This is a genomic window from Pseudomonas sp. FME51 (assembly GCF_014897305.1).
In genome coordinates this window covers 1-15,047 of the sequence record NZ_JABUYN010000014.1, presented here as the reverse complement: position 1 = coordinate 15,047, position 15,047 = coordinate 1, and the positions used below count along the sequence as shown (strand labels likewise).

21 protein-coding genes and 1 pseudogene are annotated in these 15,047 nt (G+C 51.4%); 4 read left to right on the top strand and 18 right to left on the bottom strand.

Annotated elements, in window-relative coordinates; translation table 11 throughout:
* Positions 1-53: 53 nt before the first annotated feature.
* A complete protein-coding gene (locus tag INT39_RS19135; protein WP_193075587.1) occupies positions 54-488 on the bottom strand; it encodes a carboxymuconolactone decarboxylase family protein in 435 nt (144 codons plus the stop codon).
* Positions 489-594: 106 nt separating this feature from the next.
* Between INT39_RS19135 and INT39_RS19130 the strand changes: the two genes are divergently transcribed.
* Positions 595-2,016: a PLP-dependent aminotransferase family protein gene (locus INT39_RS19130; RefSeq protein ID WP_193075586.1), complete on the top strand. Its 1,422-nt coding sequence runs from the start codon at positions 595-597 to the stop codon at positions 2,014-2,016.
* A gap of 29 nt (positions 2,017-2,045) precedes the next feature.
* Here INT39_RS19130 and INT39_RS19125 read toward each other — a convergent pair whose 3' ends face one another.
* Positions 2,046-2,327: a DUF503 domain-containing protein gene (locus INT39_RS19125; protein WP_193075585.1), complete on the bottom strand. Its 282-nt coding sequence runs from the start codon at positions 2,325-2,327 to the stop codon at positions 2,046-2,048.
* Positions 2,328-2,457: 130 nt separating this feature from the next.
* Here INT39_RS19125 and INT39_RS19120 point away from each other — a divergent pair, with 130 nt between their 5' ends.
* Complete coding sequence (locus INT39_RS19120; RefSeq protein WP_193075584.1) at positions 2,458-2,829, top strand: hypothetical protein; 372 nt, start codon at positions 2,458-2,460, stop codon at positions 2,827-2,829.
* Between the two features lie 218 nt (positions 2,830-3,047).
* Here INT39_RS19120 and INT39_RS19115 read toward each other — a convergent pair whose 3' ends face one another.
* The 3 genes and pseudogenes from INT39_RS19115 to INT39_RS23050 form a co-directional block, all read right to left on the bottom strand.
* A complete protein-coding gene (locus INT39_RS19115) occupies positions 3,048-3,923 on the bottom strand; it encodes a bifunctional helix-turn-helix domain-containing protein/methylated-DNA--[protein]-cysteine S-methyltransferase (protein WP_193075583.1) in 876 nt (291 codons plus the stop codon).
* Between the two features lie 13 nt (positions 3,924-3,936).
* Positions 3,937-4,146, bottom strand: coding sequence for an SDR family oxidoreductase (locus INT39_RS19110; protein ID WP_413468949.1), 210 nt, complete (start codon positions 4,144-4,146; stop codon positions 3,937-3,939).
* A gap of 50 nt (positions 4,147-4,196) precedes the next feature.
* A pseudogene (locus INT39_RS23050) lies at positions 4,197-4,241 on the bottom strand (hypothetical protein); the annotation flags it as partial.
* A gap of 338 nt (positions 4,242-4,579) precedes the next feature.
* Here INT39_RS23050 and INT39_RS19105 point away from each other — a divergent pair.
* On the top strand, positions 4,580-5,707 hold the full coding sequence (locus INT39_RS19105; RefSeq protein WP_193075582.1) for a zinc-binding dehydrogenase: 1,128 nt from the start codon (positions 4,580-4,582) through the stop codon (positions 5,705-5,707).
* Positions 5,708-5,790: 83 nt separating this feature from the next.
* Here INT39_RS19105 and INT39_RS19100 read toward each other — a convergent pair whose 3' ends face one another.
* From INT39_RS19100 to INT39_RS19085, 4 genes are all read right to left on the bottom strand, one after another.
* Positions 5,791-6,435: a DUF2959 domain-containing protein gene (locus INT39_RS19100; protein WP_193075581.1), complete on the bottom strand. Its 645-nt coding sequence runs from the start codon at positions 6,433-6,435 to the stop codon at positions 5,791-5,793.
* A 321-nt stretch (positions 6,436-6,756) separates the two neighbouring features.
* Positions 6,757-7,014, bottom strand: coding sequence for an IS3 family transposase (locus INT39_RS19095; protein ID WP_193075580.1), 258 nt, complete (start codon positions 7,012-7,014; stop codon positions 6,757-6,759).
* Positions 7,011-7,280: a DDE-type integrase/transposase/recombinase gene (locus INT39_RS19090; protein WP_193075579.1), complete on the bottom strand. Its 270-nt coding sequence runs from the start codon at positions 7,278-7,280 to the stop codon at positions 7,011-7,013. The genes INT39_RS19095 and INT39_RS19090 overlap by 4 nt, the downstream gene beginning before the upstream one ends.
* A 74-nt stretch (positions 7,281-7,354) precedes the next feature.
* A complete protein-coding gene (locus INT39_RS19085; protein WP_193075578.1) occupies positions 7,355-7,585 on the bottom strand; it encodes a hypothetical protein in 231 nt (76 codons plus the stop codon).
* 94 nt (positions 7,586-7,679) lie between these two features.
* Here INT39_RS19085 and INT39_RS19080 point away from each other — a divergent pair, with 94 nt between their 5' ends.
* Positions 7,680-8,843, top strand: coding sequence for an IS30 family transposase (locus INT39_RS19080; protein ID WP_413468948.1), 1,164 nt, complete (start codon positions 7,680-7,682; stop codon positions 8,841-8,843).
* A gap of 438 nt (positions 8,844-9,281) precedes the next feature.
* Here the strand turns inward: INT39_RS19080 and INT39_RS19075 are convergent, their stop codons facing one another.
* The 9 genes from INT39_RS19075 to INT39_RS19035 form a co-directional block, all read right to left on the bottom strand.
* Positions 9,282-9,653: a hypothetical protein gene (locus INT39_RS19075; RefSeq protein WP_193075577.1), complete on the bottom strand. Its 372-nt coding sequence runs from the start codon at positions 9,651-9,653 to the stop codon at positions 9,282-9,284.
* Between the two features lie 69 nt (positions 9,654-9,722).
* Complete coding sequence (locus INT39_RS19070; RefSeq protein ID WP_193075576.1) at positions 9,723-10,496, bottom strand: hypothetical protein; 774 nt, start codon at positions 10,494-10,496, stop codon at positions 9,723-9,725.
* Positions 10,497-10,573: 77 nt separating this feature from the next.
* Positions 10,574-11,248 carry a hypothetical protein gene (locus INT39_RS19065; RefSeq protein WP_193075575.1) on the bottom strand — a complete coding sequence of 225 codons (675 nt, stop codon included), beginning with the start codon at positions 11,246-11,248 and terminating at the stop codon, positions 10,574-10,576.
* Positions 11,249-11,388: 140 nt separating this feature from the next.
* Complete coding sequence (locus tag INT39_RS19060) at positions 11,389-11,595, bottom strand: hypothetical protein (protein WP_193075574.1); 207 nt, start codon at positions 11,593-11,595, stop codon at positions 11,389-11,391.
* A 298-nt stretch (positions 11,596-11,893) separates the two neighbouring features.
* On the bottom strand, positions 11,894-12,241 hold the full coding sequence (locus tag INT39_RS19055) for a DUF3024 domain-containing protein (protein WP_193075573.1): 348 nt from the start codon (positions 12,239-12,241) through the stop codon (positions 11,894-11,896).
* Between the two features lie 338 nt (positions 12,242-12,579).
* On the bottom strand, positions 12,580-12,999 hold the full coding sequence (locus tag INT39_RS19050; RefSeq protein ID WP_193075572.1) for a hypothetical protein: 420 nt from the start codon (positions 12,997-12,999) through the stop codon (positions 12,580-12,582).
* 300 nt (positions 13,000-13,299) lie between these two features.
* Positions 13,300-13,719: an NUDIX hydrolase gene (locus INT39_RS19045; protein ID WP_193075571.1), complete on the bottom strand. Its 420-nt coding sequence runs from the start codon at positions 13,717-13,719 to the stop codon at positions 13,300-13,302.
* A gap of 96 nt (positions 13,720-13,815) precedes the next feature.
* A complete protein-coding gene (locus INT39_RS19040; protein WP_193075570.1) occupies positions 13,816-14,256 on the bottom strand; it encodes a hypothetical protein in 441 nt (146 codons plus the stop codon).
* Between the two features lie 90 nt (positions 14,257-14,346).
* Positions 14,347-14,973: a LysE family translocator gene (locus INT39_RS19035; protein ID WP_193075569.1), complete on the bottom strand. Its 627-nt coding sequence runs from the start codon at positions 14,971-14,973 to the stop codon at positions 14,347-14,349.
* Positions 14,974-15,047: the final 74 nt, after the last annotated feature.

The window sequence follows — 15,047 nt, the reverse complement described above, 5'->3', positions numbered from 1 at the left end:
CCTGAATCAAATCGCGCGCCAGGAACCTGGCGGCTATGGGGGTGTACTGATACTTACTGACGCATCCCGATCGCCAGGCGATTGAATGCGCTCATCAAGGCAATGGCAAAGGTCAGGTCGGAAATTTCAACCTCGTTGAAATACGCCTTGAGCGGCTCGAAATCCCCGTCGGGTGCGTGCGTGCGATCTACGTGCGTCAGTGCCTCTGTCCAAGCCAGTGCGGCACGCTCACGCTCGCTGAAACGATCACTCACGCGCCATCCCGCCAAGCTGTCGAGGTTGGCATCTGGAACGTTGTCGGCACGCAGTGCTTGCGCATGCATTTCCAGGCAGAAAGCGCAGCCATTGATCTGCGACATTCGCAGCCATACAAGCTGGATCAGCTCCATACCGAGACTGCTTTTCTCCAGCGCTGCTTTGGTAGCACCGAGCCCGCGATAGGCCTCGGGAGAGAGGGTGTGATAGGGCAAACGTTTTGGGGTACTCATGTAGATTTTCCTCAGGTGAAGATCCTTGTTGCATGGACAGTACTGTAGGAAAATCATGACCTAGCAGGTAGGTGCAAGAATTGACTAATTTAATGGGGCATTCGATATGGACTTGCAGCACCTCAGACCGAGCCAGGAACAGGGCGTACCGCTCTATCTGCAGTTGTATCGGCGCTATCGGGAGGCGATTGCTGCGGGCAAACTCCGTCCTGGAGACCGCGTGCCGTCCGTGCGCAACCTCGCCAGTGAGTTGACGCTGGCGCGTGGCACGGTCGAAATGGCCTATCAGATGTTGGCAAACGAAGGTTATTTCGTGACGCGTGGTGCCGCGGGAACCGTCATCTCGCCCCGCTTGGAAAGCCTGGCCGCAGATCATGCCAAGCTGTCAGAGCCTCCCGCTCCTGCATCACCGGCACTGCATGCAATATCCAGTGAAGTACTGCCGTTTCAGCTCGGCTTGCCGGCGTTGGATGCATTCCCACGAAAGACCTGGTCGCGCCTGGCTGGCCGCACCATGCGCTCGCTGCAGACCACAGCCATGACCTACCCCGATCCAGCAGGCTATGAACCTCTGCGGCGTGCCATTGCGACTTATCTGGGAATCTCACGCGGGATTGCCTGTTCGCCCGAGCAGGTGTTCGTGACGACAGGTTATCTGGGAGCGCTGGAACTGGTATGTCATGCGCTATTGAAGACGGGTGACCTGGGATGGTACGAGGACCCGGGATACATCCTCGCCCGGCAGTTCCTGGAGCGTACGGGGATGCGCCTGGAGCCGGTGCCGGTCGATGAGGAAGGTCTGAACGTGGCGGCTGGTCAGCGCCGGGCACCCCATGCGCGTTTCGCCGTCGTCACCCCGACCCATCAAAGCCCGCTGGGTGTCGCCTTGTCATTGCCGCGACGGCTGGAGCTGTTGGAGTGGGCGAACCATCGCCAGGCCTGGATTATCGAAGACGACTACGACAGCGAGTTCCGTTACCACGGCCGGCCCCTGCCCGCGCTGAAAAGCCTGGATCGCGATGGGCGAGTGCTCTACACCGGCACTTTCAGCAAAGTGCTGTTTCCCGGTTTACGTCTGGCCTATCTGGTGGTCCCTGTCTCTCAAATCGGTCAGTTCAGGGATGCGGTGAACCACCGCTCCGGCTCAGGCTCCATCCTGCCCCAAGCCATGGTGGCTGACTTCATGGAACAGGGTCACTTTGGCAGGCACCTGCGCAAGATGAGAGCCTTATACGCCATCCGGCGGGGCTATCTGGTTGATGCGTTGAAACAGGAGATGGGAGAGCACTTGTATATCCAGCCACAGGCGGGCGGCATCCATGTCCTCGCGCATCTGCGCACCGAGCAAAATGACAGGGCCCTGGCGGAAGCGGCCCAAACCAGCGGGCTCGCGGTTCATGCCTTGAGCGACTGGCAGATGTGCAACTCATCGCAGGGAGGTTTGCTGATGGGGTTCGCCAATTTTGCAACTGCAGAGGAGGCACGGCTGTCGGTTCAGCGGCTCAAGGCGGTGTTGGCCAAGTGCTGAGATACTTGCTCTGCCAAGTACCTGCACCACTACAACCGTTCACGAACCACATCCGTCACCCTGGCCTCGACTGTACGTTGAATCCGGTCTTCGATCTCGCTACACAGCGAGTCCAGTTCCTGTGACGAGGTGCCTACCACAACGAAAGTCCATTCACTTGCATCCAGTCGTTCGCGATCACCACTTTCACAAACGGCCACCGCAGGGTTACGCCCATAGCGCTCGTGAATCCCACCCATTCGCTGGCGCTTCTCCTTCAGCGAGCGACAGCCTGGGAGTGAAAATGTCAGGGTTAACACAACGATTTGCATGAAGCAGTCTCCAGCCAGTTGACGGTACCCCCTCCCGGAAAGAAGTCCCTCAGGAACCCAAGGTTTGCCAGCCATGGAAACCAAAGCCCCTATGGTAAAGTAGCCACAAATTTCAACCCGGACAGTTCAAATGCTTATATACCTGCTGATCGCCTGCGACCGCCTTGAAGAAAAGCGAGAGAAAAAACTGAGGCAGAACCTGCCGGAGCTGCAAGCGGCCTTGCAGGCATATGTTGATGCCAATGCGGCCAACAATGTCACGCTGATCAACGAGTGCGAGAGCGACGATTGCGAAGACTGGCAGCTGGGAATAAGTCAGCCCGTGACGAAAAACATTCACCTTAATTTCCCAGTGGACCTGTTCAACAAGCTGGCCGAGCAATATGGCATTGATTGCGAGGTGGGTTATATCGAAGACGATGCCCGCGAACCGGTCAGCTATTTCGGTAAGTATGAAGGCAAGGGTGAAGCATTTTTGATAGCAGAGTACTTGGGGTTGTAGCAGTGCACCCCAGCGTCGTGATGGTGACCATGTCCATGCTGTCATCGGGGAGTGGGCCACCGCAGCTCGCCTAAGCTCACCCCCACAAGTCACTCTGGCCAGCGGGCGCTGGATGTGCAGCTTGAAGACACCGCGCAAGCAAGTGGCGTGCTGATCGACAACACCGCTTCAGGTGCAGTGGATAAAGGGAGCATGTAAGTCGGGCCTCAACGCTTGAGTTAAGGCCCGTCGGGACGCGGAGGCGGCTCAAACGGATTGTTAGGCGGCTCATCCTGCATTCTTTCCCAAGTCTGTACCATCAGTTTCTTTGTGGGACCCCAGCGATATCCACCAAGCGCGCCACTTTTCTGTATAACCCGGTGACAGGGAATCAGCAAAGCGACCGGGTTTGAACCAATGGCATTACCGACGGCTCTTGCAGCATTGGAGGCGCCCAATGACTCTGCTATTTGGCCATAGCTAGCCACGGTGCCCGGAGGTATTTTCAGCAGCGCACGCCACACGGCGATCTGAAAATTGGTCCCTGCCACATGGAGCGAAAGCGGACCCTCCTTGGAGCCGGCATTGCCACTAAAAATAGCGTCGATAACATGGCGCGTAGACGAGGTGCTTTCCGTGATTGAACTGAATGGCCAAGCAATGCGAAGGTCATCCAGTAGTTCGTCCTTGCTGTTGAAGTCCATGAATCCCGCCCGACACACACCACGCGGGGTCACTGCCACAAACAGGGCCCCCAGCGGGGTGGAATGTACGCCGTACTCTATTTTTAGCTGCTTTCCTCGATTCTTGTATTCCCCAGGCGTGACTGCTTCCAGCTGCACAAAATGGTCATGCAACCTTGAGCTGCCGCTTAACCCAAGTTCATGTGAGACGTCGAGCAGAGAACAAGACTTATCCAGCAATCCTTTACCTCGCTCCAATGTGAGGACCTGCAAGAATCGCTTCGGTGTCGTGCCTGCCCAACGACAAAAGAGCCGCTGAAAATGATAAGGACTCAAATGCACATGGGCGGCTATTTCCTCCAAATTGGGCTGATCAGACGCCCTATTCACAAGATAAGTCATAGCGCTCGCGATTCGGTCATAGTCTGACATATGGCACCGCCTCTCAGACACGATGTATGGATATGCCGCCATCTACCAGCATCGCTGACCCAGTAGTAAAACTGGAAGCATCGGAAGCCAGGTAAAGCGCTGATCGGGCAATTTCTTCAGGCTGCGCGATACGCTTGAGCGCGTGAAGATTGGATACAAACTCTTTCGCCTCAGGAGTATCCGCAAATTCCTGTGCCGCCGCTGTATCAGTTCCACCTGGCAGAAGCGCGTCACCCGGATGTTATGGGAACCATACTCAGATGCAAGCACTTGGATCAGGCCAATCAGCCCTGCCTTGCTAGCTGCATATGCCGCCATTCCCGGCATACCTGCCGTGTAGCCGACTCACGACCAACCTGCACTGGCGCCAGTAACAATAGCGACTTTATTTTCGAGGGTACTCATATAGTTGACCTCTCTGACTCTGTTCTTGATGGATGGGGATCTAACCGGAACAGAAACAATACTAAGAGGCCGATTCGAGCTTGCCGACCCGAATCTTGCTATGTTGCTTTAATGCTGTAACGCTCGGCACACGTGCCGATTTGTAGCCGCGGAGCGGCGGATCACGCAAGCGCTAAGGGCTTGCTCCGCATCTTGTGCGGTAACACCGGTTAGCGAAATACCAGACCACTCAACCTTTGCAGGAGAACAAAGTGTCAGATACCAACATCGAACTCACTTCGACCATTAGCGAAGACAACAAACTGGAACTGGCCCTGCGCGAGATTGAGATCCCGCAGCCGGGCGAGAACCAAGTGGTCATCCGCATCGAGGCCGCCCCTATCAACCCGTCTGACCTCGGAGTGATGTTCAGCGCGGCCGATATGACAACCGCCAGCCAATCCGGTAGCGCCGATCGCCCGGTCATCAGTGCCGAGGTCCCGGCCAAGTTCATGGGTGCCGTTAAAAAACGGGTTGGCAAGTCTATACCCGTAGGCAACGAAGGCGCCGGTACAGTCGTCGCGGCTGGCTCATCAGCTGCTGCGCAAAGCCTGATGGGCAAAACCGTTGCCTTCATTGGCGGTGGTAGCTACCGCAAATATCTGTGTGCCAATGTTCAAAGCTGTCTGGAACTGGAGCCGGGTACCACGGCAGTCGAAGCCGCCTCCAGCTTTGTTAATCCGCTTACTGCACTGGCTATGGTAGAAACCATGCGCGCCGAAGGTCACAAGGCCATCGTCCACGCGGCCGCCGCCTCCAACCTCGGACAAATGCTCAACCGCATCTGCATCGCCGACGGCATCGACCTGGTCAATATCGTCCGCAAGCCGGAACAGGAAGCATTGTTGCGCGACCTGGGTGCCAAATACGTGGTCAACTCCAGCAGCGACAGCTTTATGGCAGACCTGACCCAGGCACTTATCGACACCGGCGCGACCATCGCTTTCGACCCTATCGGTGGCGGACGCTTGACCAGCAACATCCTCACCTGCATGGAAGCCGCCGTCTCGCGCAACATGACTGAATACAGCGTGTACGGATCTGATATCTACAAGCAGGTGTATATCTATGGCGGCCTGGACCGTGGCCCCATCACGCTCAACCGCACCTTTGGTTTTGCCTGGGGCGTAAACGGCTTCCTGCTGTTCAATGCGTTGGGGAAACTGGGTAAGGACACCGCCGCCGCCATGCGCAAGCGCATAGCCGCCGAAATCAAGACCACCTTCGCCAGCCACTACACCCACGAAGTATCCCTGGCCGGTGCGTTACAGCTGGATGCGCTCTCGGTGTACGGCAAACAGGCTACCGGGGAGAAGTTCCTGATCAAACCTCAGAGCTAACGTTTAGCGTGTGGCCTTAAGGCCAGCCCAAGGGCGCTGGAGTGAGGTTGGCTCCAGCGCCTGCATGAAAGGTGATCCTGCTTTTAATCCTGGAGGCTCCTGATAAAGGCCTCTGATTCAGCAATGGACTTTTCCATTTCCCTGATCAACTGAGCGACATCTGTTTCTATCGTCCCCAGCTCACCTTGTAACGAGTCAATGGCTCTCGCATTCAGATTATGCTTCAGAAACAGTACCTGATCCTGGAAGGCCTGTAATACGGGCTCCATGCGGCTCTCTGCGCTACGCATCGCCTTGATGAGCCCCTGATATTGCCGCCGAGTCTGACTTAACTTCGCTGCACTCTGGCGCTTGAGGTTGGCATTGCTGTACAGCTCGATTTCTTCCTCCCACTCATCGAACAAGGCCTCGGACACGTCTTCGACCGCATCGATGCGCTTGGTCACTGACTGAGCGGCAGCTTTGCTGTCTTCGTATTCGTCGTTCAACCTGTCGTAGCGTGCTGCCAAGTCCTGGTCTTTAATCTGGATAATGGATCGAAATTGCGCCAGGGCGGATTCGAACTGTTCCTTGGCATCAGTCTGCGCCTCCTGGACCGACTTCACGCGATTGACCATGATGTCGCGCTTGTGAACACCCACTTTCTCCATTGCGCCGTAATACGCCGACTGACAACCCGCCAGCACCGCCACCAATAAAGCAAATAAAAACCAACGACTTAGCGACATATACCCTTCCCCTCTTGCGAGCTTGAATGGGACAGATGATAGCCTTTCTAGAGGCCGGAAGGTGGTACCCCCCCCTCTGGCGCCAAGGCCTGAAAAATGGGGAAGGTTTCTTGCACTTATTTGACTGGGCTTGGCACGCATCTCGATCCGCGCACCGGTAACCTGCTCTGTTGCATCGACAAAAAGAACACCTCCGGTCGACTGGCATCGTTTCACTTCTTCTTGAATAACCGTAACTCGTAAAATGCTTCGCCAGCGCCGACCGAAATGGTGTGCTCGCATTTTTCGTGTTCTGGTCCTGCCCACAAAAAGTAGACACTGTTATGCGCATCTGCGCTCAAACTCTGCTGGACTGATATTGCCGAGAGCAGAGTGTCGTCGTTTGCGGTTATAAAAGATCTCAATGTACTCGAAGATACCGGATCGGACTTCTTCCATCGACCCATATTGCTCAGCGTAGATCAGCTCTACCTTGAGACGGCTGTAGAAGGACTCCACTACCGCATTATCCCAGCAGTTACCCTGACGGCTCATGCTGGGTAGACAGCCGCTTGATCTGACCAGATCCAGATACTTCACCGAGCTCCGCGGTCTGAGTGGATGATCAGCCCAGGATTAACTTCTCTGCGTGAGAAGGCCATCGTGAGCGTATCCAATACCAGCTTCTCGGTCATTGAAGTATCGAGCTTCCAGCCAACGATGGCTCGAGAATAAAGGTTCATGACGGTGGCCATGTATGCCCAGCTGCCTTTGACCCAGATGTAGGTGATGTCCGTTACCCATTTCTGGTTTGGGGTTTCTGCGTGAAAGCGACGCCGCAGCCGGTTCTCTTCCACGTTGATCATTGTCGGACTGGCCGGGCGGTAGTGAAAGCCCTTCCCGTTTCGAGCCCGGATTCCGCGGTAGCGCATGATGTTGGCTACAAAGTTCTTCGAACAGCATCTTTCAACTCATAAGCCAGCCTGGGCGCGCCATAGCGGGCCTTGTACTCTGCAAACAGCCCAACCACCTTGCCTTCGATCTGCTCGCGCCGTAGCTGCCTAGCGGAGGGCTTACGGTTGTGCCACTTATAGAATCCAGAGCGGGAGACGTTCAGTGCACGGCACATCAGCGTAACCGGGTACTGCCCCAGATACTCTGCGATGACCACGTACTTCACTCCTGGAGCTTCGCGAAGTACGCCGCGGTGAGTTCAACTGGTGAATGCAACATACTGCATTTATCACAAAACTGGGCATTCACTCATGGCAACGATGAAGGCGCGCGGGTTCTCAGCTTCACAAAAGCGAGAGCTCTGGCTTAGATGGCGAAAAGGACAGTCTCTGAGTGAAATAGGCCGAGCGCTGGGTAAACACGCAGGCTCCATCAGCGGCGTGTTAGCCATTCATGGTGGTATCTCGCCTCCAAATCGGACGCGGTCCGATCTCGTTCTTTCTCTGTCGGAGCGAGAAGAGATTTCGCGGGGATTGTCTGCCGGGCTTTCGCTGCGGCACATAGCCAAATTGATTGACCGATCCGTTTCGACAGTAAGCCGGGAGGTTGGTCGTAACGGTGGTCGCACAAAATATCGTGCAAACACCGCTGATAAAAGAGCATGGGATCAAGCGAAGCGGCCCAAACAGTGTTTGCTGGCTGAAAACCAAGTGCTTCAGCAAGTTGTAGCGAAGAAGCTTCAGCTAGACTGGTCGCCTGAACAAATATCAGGTTGGCTTCAGCGCCAATTCCCGGACGATTCAGCGATGCAGATATCCCACGAAACCATTTACCGCAGCTTATTTGTCCAGGCCAGAGGTGTGCTGAAAAAAGAGCTGGTAAAGCACCTGCGTTCTCGACGAGGGATGCGAAGGTCAAAGCATTCGACCACAGAGGCGACGGAGCGAAAGACAAGTATCGTTGATGCCATCTCTATTCGGGAGCGTCCGCCTGAAGTAGAAGATCGTGCAGTACCCGGCCACTGGGAAGGTGACTTGATCTCGGGATCTAAGAACTCGCATATTGCCACGCTGGTGGAGCGCCAGTCGCGATTCACAATGCTCGTACAGGTCAACGGAAAAGATACAGAGAGCGTTGTGTCCGCTCTCTGCAGAGAGGTTAACAAACTGCCTGCAGCTCTGAAAAAGACGTTAACCTGGGATCGAGGCGGCGAATTAGGTGGCCACAAAAAATTTACTGTAGCCACTGACGTTCAGGTCTACTTCTGTGACCCCCAGAGCCCTTGGCAGAGAGGCAGCAACGAGAATACCAACCGTTTGCTGCGCCAGTATTTCCCCAAGGGCACAGACTTATCAGGATGGACACAAGCGCAGCTGGATGAAATAGCCTTGCGATTGAATCAACGCCCACGGAAAACGTTGAGATACTTATCACCAGCTGAGAAACTAAACGAAATAGTTGCACTGACCGGTTGAACTCACCGCAGCCTTTTTTAGGAATTCGTTTTCCTTCAAGGCGTCGTTCAATTCACGCTTTAGACGTCGGACCTCTGCGGATTCCTTCTTGGAGTAATCGACGCCATCGACGCTGTTGAACTGCTTCTCGGACAGTCGGGTGAACTGCCGTCGCCAGTTGTAGCCTGACCAGGATGCAGTCCCAGTTCTTTGGCTACGGATGCTGCGGTTCTGCCTGGCTGCTCCGATCAACGTATCGCTGCCCTGCGAAACTCCTCGGTATATGCCTGTCGTTTCTTGGTCATGACACACCTCCTGCTAGGGGCTACCTAACTATAGAAGGTGTCTACTCGTTGTGGGTAACTCGGTATCCTAACGCCAATCTAAGCGGCCCCCTGATAGGGGCGTCCGGTGGAGGCCGAAGGCCGGAACAAACTTAAGCGTCTTGTTATATGCTTTCTAATTAATCTGCATATTGTAAGGATTCTGACCTTCTGTATACGCAAAGTTTACAACAACCCCGTCGGAAATCAGCACGTCTAGCATTTTTTGCGTTCCAGTCGTTTTAACATCCATTGATACTATATAACTTTGTGCTTTTGCTGTGCCTTCAGAGTGCATATATATCCATTTTTCATCTGAAGCAGATAGAACAGTTTTAGTGTAGGGCTCTCCCAAAAGCACAACCAGCTCTTCACTGGTGGTTTCATTCTTAATAATTTGTGACACATTTTCACTAGCAAAACTCTCACCTACAGAATATGAAGATGTTGCACATCCAGACAATGATAGAACAACGAATGAAACCATAATGACAAAACGAAACTTCATGTAATTCTCCTTAGCATATAACGCTTGAATTAAGCCGCGCCGCGAAGCGGCGTCGGCTTGAATGAACTGTTAGAGCGCATCTGCGAGTTGCCATCCGGCATGCGTGAGCTCAAACATCTCTCCTTTGTGCCCAACCTCTGACACAAAGCCTTTGGATACTAGATCGTTGAGAGCAGAGTCGTACTTTGCGAAGTCTCGACTACTTTCTTCTCCGAAGGTCAGGCCACCTGCTTGAATGGTGCGTCCGCCGATGTAGCTCATCCTCATGATGCTACCTGACTTGTCTTGCGCGGCAGCCTTCAAGATCTCCCGCTCTTGCGCCGACACGCGAACATCATTCTCATGTGCACTTAGATCGACCGACATTTTTTCTCTTTCGCGACGAAGCGCATCGATTTCTTTCTTTAGCTTTTCCTTAAGCTGCTCGTCTTCAATTTCAAGAACCTCCTCGTCCCTTTTTGCTCGCTCAATCAACTCAGACTCCCTGCTTGCGAAAAAAGCAGACCTGGATTGTTCGAGCTGAGTCTTCCGTATCGTCTTCTTATGCTCTGAGTCGAGATGAAGGTTGTCGATGTGTTCGAATGGACGCTTTGATAGAAAGCCGAATCCAAGCCGAACCCAGGGGGATACAAGTGTTACAAGCCCGCCCACGAGCAGCGGAAGTACAATCAGGCTATAAGCACTGGTTTGTGCATCAAATGCAGCCAAGCGCTCTTGAGGACTTCCATTCGTCACCGTGAGTAGAAATATGCCCCTCCAATTGAGCGCTATGAACGCCAGTAGAGCATAGCCAAAATATGGCGCCTTTATCCGAGCGCTGATGGCGTCAAGAACATCGTGCATGGTCTTCCCCCGAGATCCCGAATGCGCGCTAACGCCGCAATTTGCGGTGAGCGAAGCGAATCCGCAACATTGCTTTGTTATGCGCTTAAATCATACAAACGACAGAATTTTTTAATTTCTGGAACATTTACTATCAACGATTTTTCTGAAAAACTCGAAGGTGGAGTGAACACAATTCGGCATTCCTTCTGATATGAGTACTTTTTATCCTTAATATTCCACGCTGCTGTATTATGAGCCTGGGTCCAATGAATTAAACGTTCTCGATAAAAACAATCCCCATGACCTTTGTATCTAATGCCATGTTCATTCTCTAAGAAATCACATAGTGCTTGAATAAAGCCTATATGATCAGTTATTTCAACGCACGCATCATAAGCATCATTCCCAGCCTTTATATTTTCCTCGCTCATTTTCCTCATCGCATTTATGTTAAATGGTCTTGATGTGCAATATGCCAACAAATCGTCATCATGATTCTTTATTTCAATACGATTATTAGAAAAATGAAAATTTTCTATTTCCGCATTACCGAAATCGAAGAACTGCCTTTCGAGTGGGTTTAGCTGCTTTGGGTCTGTCTTGACATGTTCGTCATGTGAATAGATTGTTCTAGTGTTTTCATCTGGGTCACCCACAGCTTCACCGTGCGCCTCTACGTCTTGGTAGCCAGAAAGAATTCCCAATTTAACGCAGCCATCTTCAACCATTGATTCAGCATGTATTTTTGGAAGGTATTTATACCACTGCAAAATCATTCTCCTTGCACATAACGCGAAATTAAGGGGCTGGCGGTAAGCCAGTTCCAGCGAGTGAAACGAGCGAGCTTGAATGCCTTGTTAGCTGCTTCTTGCGTTTTTTTGCGCTTAGTCAGCTATCCGTCGCTTTTCTGTTACGACTTCTCGCTGAGCTTCTTCATGCCGTAAAGCAGTGTCGGGAACCCAATGAGAAAGAACACTGCAAACAGCCAAGCGTACTCGTCTTCGAAATCAAGACCGTAGTCATAGAACCTGACGAGATAACATAGAGCGATCAGGGACAGTGCAACCCCGACCGTAAAAGTTGATGCTCGCCACCAAAACCGTGCGAAGTCTTTCATTTTATGTGCCCTCAGTCGTTCCGTAGACGTTCAACGCTGTACTCAACATCATCGACACGCCCCTCAAGAGTACGAACGTCATCTTGTGTTGAAAGACTCATGCCCGCGCTAAGGAGAACGAGGAATGCGAGAAAGGTAGTAATGGTGACAAGAACTAAGGATCGTTTATCCAAACGGCGAATCTCCTAGCAGCTAACGTTTTGGCATGAGGCGCGGCTGCGTAGCAGCCGTCGCACTCCATGCCCTGGTTAGGCTCTTGATCTTGTTGTTCTTCAAGCTCGGATTCACTTTCGGCGCTCTAGCCGAAGAAGCAGGCATGCTCATCCTTCTCCACCAACGACAGGAACTCTTCCAGCGAGTCAACTTCCGGTGCAGGTGGGTATGAGTGCCACTTCAGATCCGCCCGCTGCCAATACACTTTCCAGACCTGCTGTGTCTTGACAAAGGTGGCCTTGGCTACCGCATGTTCCACCTTCTGCTCGGGAGCCTGCCAAACCGGGCGGATCTCGAAGATCTCCACGCTTTGGCCCTCAACTCGAAAGCCGAGATCAAGCTCTGGCCGAATGTGTGGCGGCGGACGGAGCTTCTCGATAAAGGCGCCTACTAACTTTTCGGCCCGCTTCCGATCAACGTCGTTCAATGCCATCTCTCATCCTTCCGGGACTAACGTTCAGGTTAAGGAGCGCTGCGTCAGCAGCGTCCCAGCGAGCACAGCGAGTGGCCGCTTGTTAGGTTTCACTACAAGCTTCCGAACGTACCTAGCCAAGACAGCGCTTTTTTGTATTTCACGAATGCTAAATGGCTGAATGTAAAGCATGGCACTACCAGAATATTACCGATAACCAATCCAATGATCGCTCCAAATACTGATCCGACAAAACACATGACAACACCAAAACACAGGAAAATAAATCCGACTAATGCGAAACCTTTTCGCGTACGAGCCTGATCGGGATAACGAGTCAGCATGGATCACCTAACGCCTCAAGAAGAGGCGCGCACTTTTTGCGCGTCCTTCTTGCTTGATTTGTTAGGCTTGGCCATTCGGTAGAGCTGTAAAACGGCCAGTCTTTTTATCTCTGATTCGATTGATGACCAACCTAAATAGTAATTACCCCCATGTGAGAACGACTTGTAAGCATGCAGATTATCTGAACTCACCTTCTCTATGGGAATAGACGGATCAGTTGAACCCAAGATTATGATAGAGTCTCTAGGGCTAGGTCTCACATTCCAGAAACGACTATTGGGTAAGAATGACATTGCCACTCCATTTAAGGGGGAGCCTACTTTTAAATAATTATTTAAGGCACCCTCAATTTTTTTATATCCATAAGCAACTTCTTCTGTTGTTGCATTTACGGAATACCCAGACAGAGGATTTCTATTGTTAATTTCTGTCACCAAAATAGTCTGTTTGCGGCTTCGGAATATCAGGCAAGGCAGTTGTCTGATATAGAAAACAGTACCTCTTGTTCTTCGCTTTTCTGCGTAGTTCTTTGCTGACTCTAATGTCGAATGCATACACCCGGGGTAATACTGCGTTACCCATGTACTATGCCAAGCATTTCGTCCCGTATGGACGTAGTACACTAACCCTCTTGATATCCCCTGAACAGGGCTATCTTCAAGTGACGGAACGGATATTTGGTTTAGCTCCATACGAAAAGCCTAACGCTGAGTTCAGCGGCCCGCTTTAGCGGGTCAGCTGGAATGAATGGTTAGGGCTGTGCGAATGAACGCCAACGCCCCCTGAAAAACCTCATGCCACTCTGAGCTTACTGGCTTGGCAAGAGGGTTCCAGAAAAAATTGAAATCATGTCCACCATCATCGGCAGTGTGATAAACCCATTTATCAGGAGTTTCGTGCGCAACCTTGCATAGATGAAATGACCAGATTTGGTCTTGGTAGTCAGATTTCCAAAGACCTAGATCAGATGTAATTTCTACTGCCAGGATGCCGGCTTCTTCCGCGAGTTCGCGCACTGCGGCTTCCCTTGGATTTTCGCCCGGCTCAATTGTGCCTTTTACTAATTGAAGGCCAGCAATCGGATGCTGAAATGCAAGAATTTCTATCTCTTCACGATTGCGAAGAACCACGGGACAGGATTTCGTTGGTGTCATTTCTGTGGTTCTAACTCCCTGCTAAACGGCGAGCGCAGCGATTCCAATCGCGGCAGTTTTTTTGCCGGGCCTATATTTTTTGCAGTTTGTTAGGAATTAATCAATAACTCCGTAAACTGAATCAGTTCGCATGCATTTAAATTGACGAGCCTTTGCTGTATAGGCTTCTGATCTTCCATTTGAACCAAATTCAAAAACTAAAATATTGTTATAATCTTGCACCCTTGATTCATCACAAGATTTTTCCGAAAACCTCATCTTTGCTTTGGTAATCCTGTAGTCTGTCTCATTTTCTTTTGCTTCTATTACAATTGAGTTAAATAATGTTTTACTCCACACCAAATTAAACCCACCATCGCGAAATGAATAAATCTCCTTTTCATACGGAAATTTTCGTTCGCATACTTTCTCTGCAGTACTTTTCATCGATACCTGTTGGCCCTTCATTTCAGATAACACACATTCATCAAAACTTTGATAACCACAACCACTTATTATCAAAAAAATAATTAATATATTTAATATTTTTATTTTCATGAAAGCCCCTATTTCTGTATGCCTAACGCCTAGCTCACAGGAAAAATGCGAGCGCAGCGAGTATTTTGTCCGGTGGAGCTATTTGTTAGGCTATTTTCCATATTCCAATGAAGCCATTTTGATGCCAGTTGATATCAGCGTGATACCTGCTGCCTTATTGATAAGTGTTGTGACCCACGATTGAAGTTGTTGCTTTGCTATGCGATCGCCTAACCGACTGAATACGCTGTACACAACAATATCAGCTAATAAGCAAGACGCGCCCATAAGTAGCATTTGAAACAGCACAGGCTTCGACGGATCAATGAACTGTGGAAGTAGCGCTGTAAAATACATAAGCGCTTTCGGGTTAGCTAGCTGGACTACTAATCCTTGTGAGAAGAGTTTTTTTCGAGTGCTTTCTTTTCTTTCTGCCGAAAGCTTAATTACTCCCGATTTGCTGAATAGGGCCGAGATGCCAAGATAGAGCAAGTAGGCCACACCGAACCATTTAATCACTGAGAACATTAGGTTGGAAGCAAGTATTAGCGAGGCGATACCTGTAGCCGACAAAGCGAAAAATAAGACATCGGCGCTTGCCACACCAAACACACCAAAGAATGCTCGCTGAGAGTTATGCGAAGCCCCCTGGGCTGCGACTGTGATTGCAGCCGGACCGGGCACTAAAATTAGCATCACCGTAGTGACAAGAAATATTAAGTAAATGCTTATATCCACTTTTGTTCTCTTTTTAGCCTAACGTGGATGTGCATGGGCGCCGCGTAGCGGCGTCCCAGCTGCCGAAGGCAGCG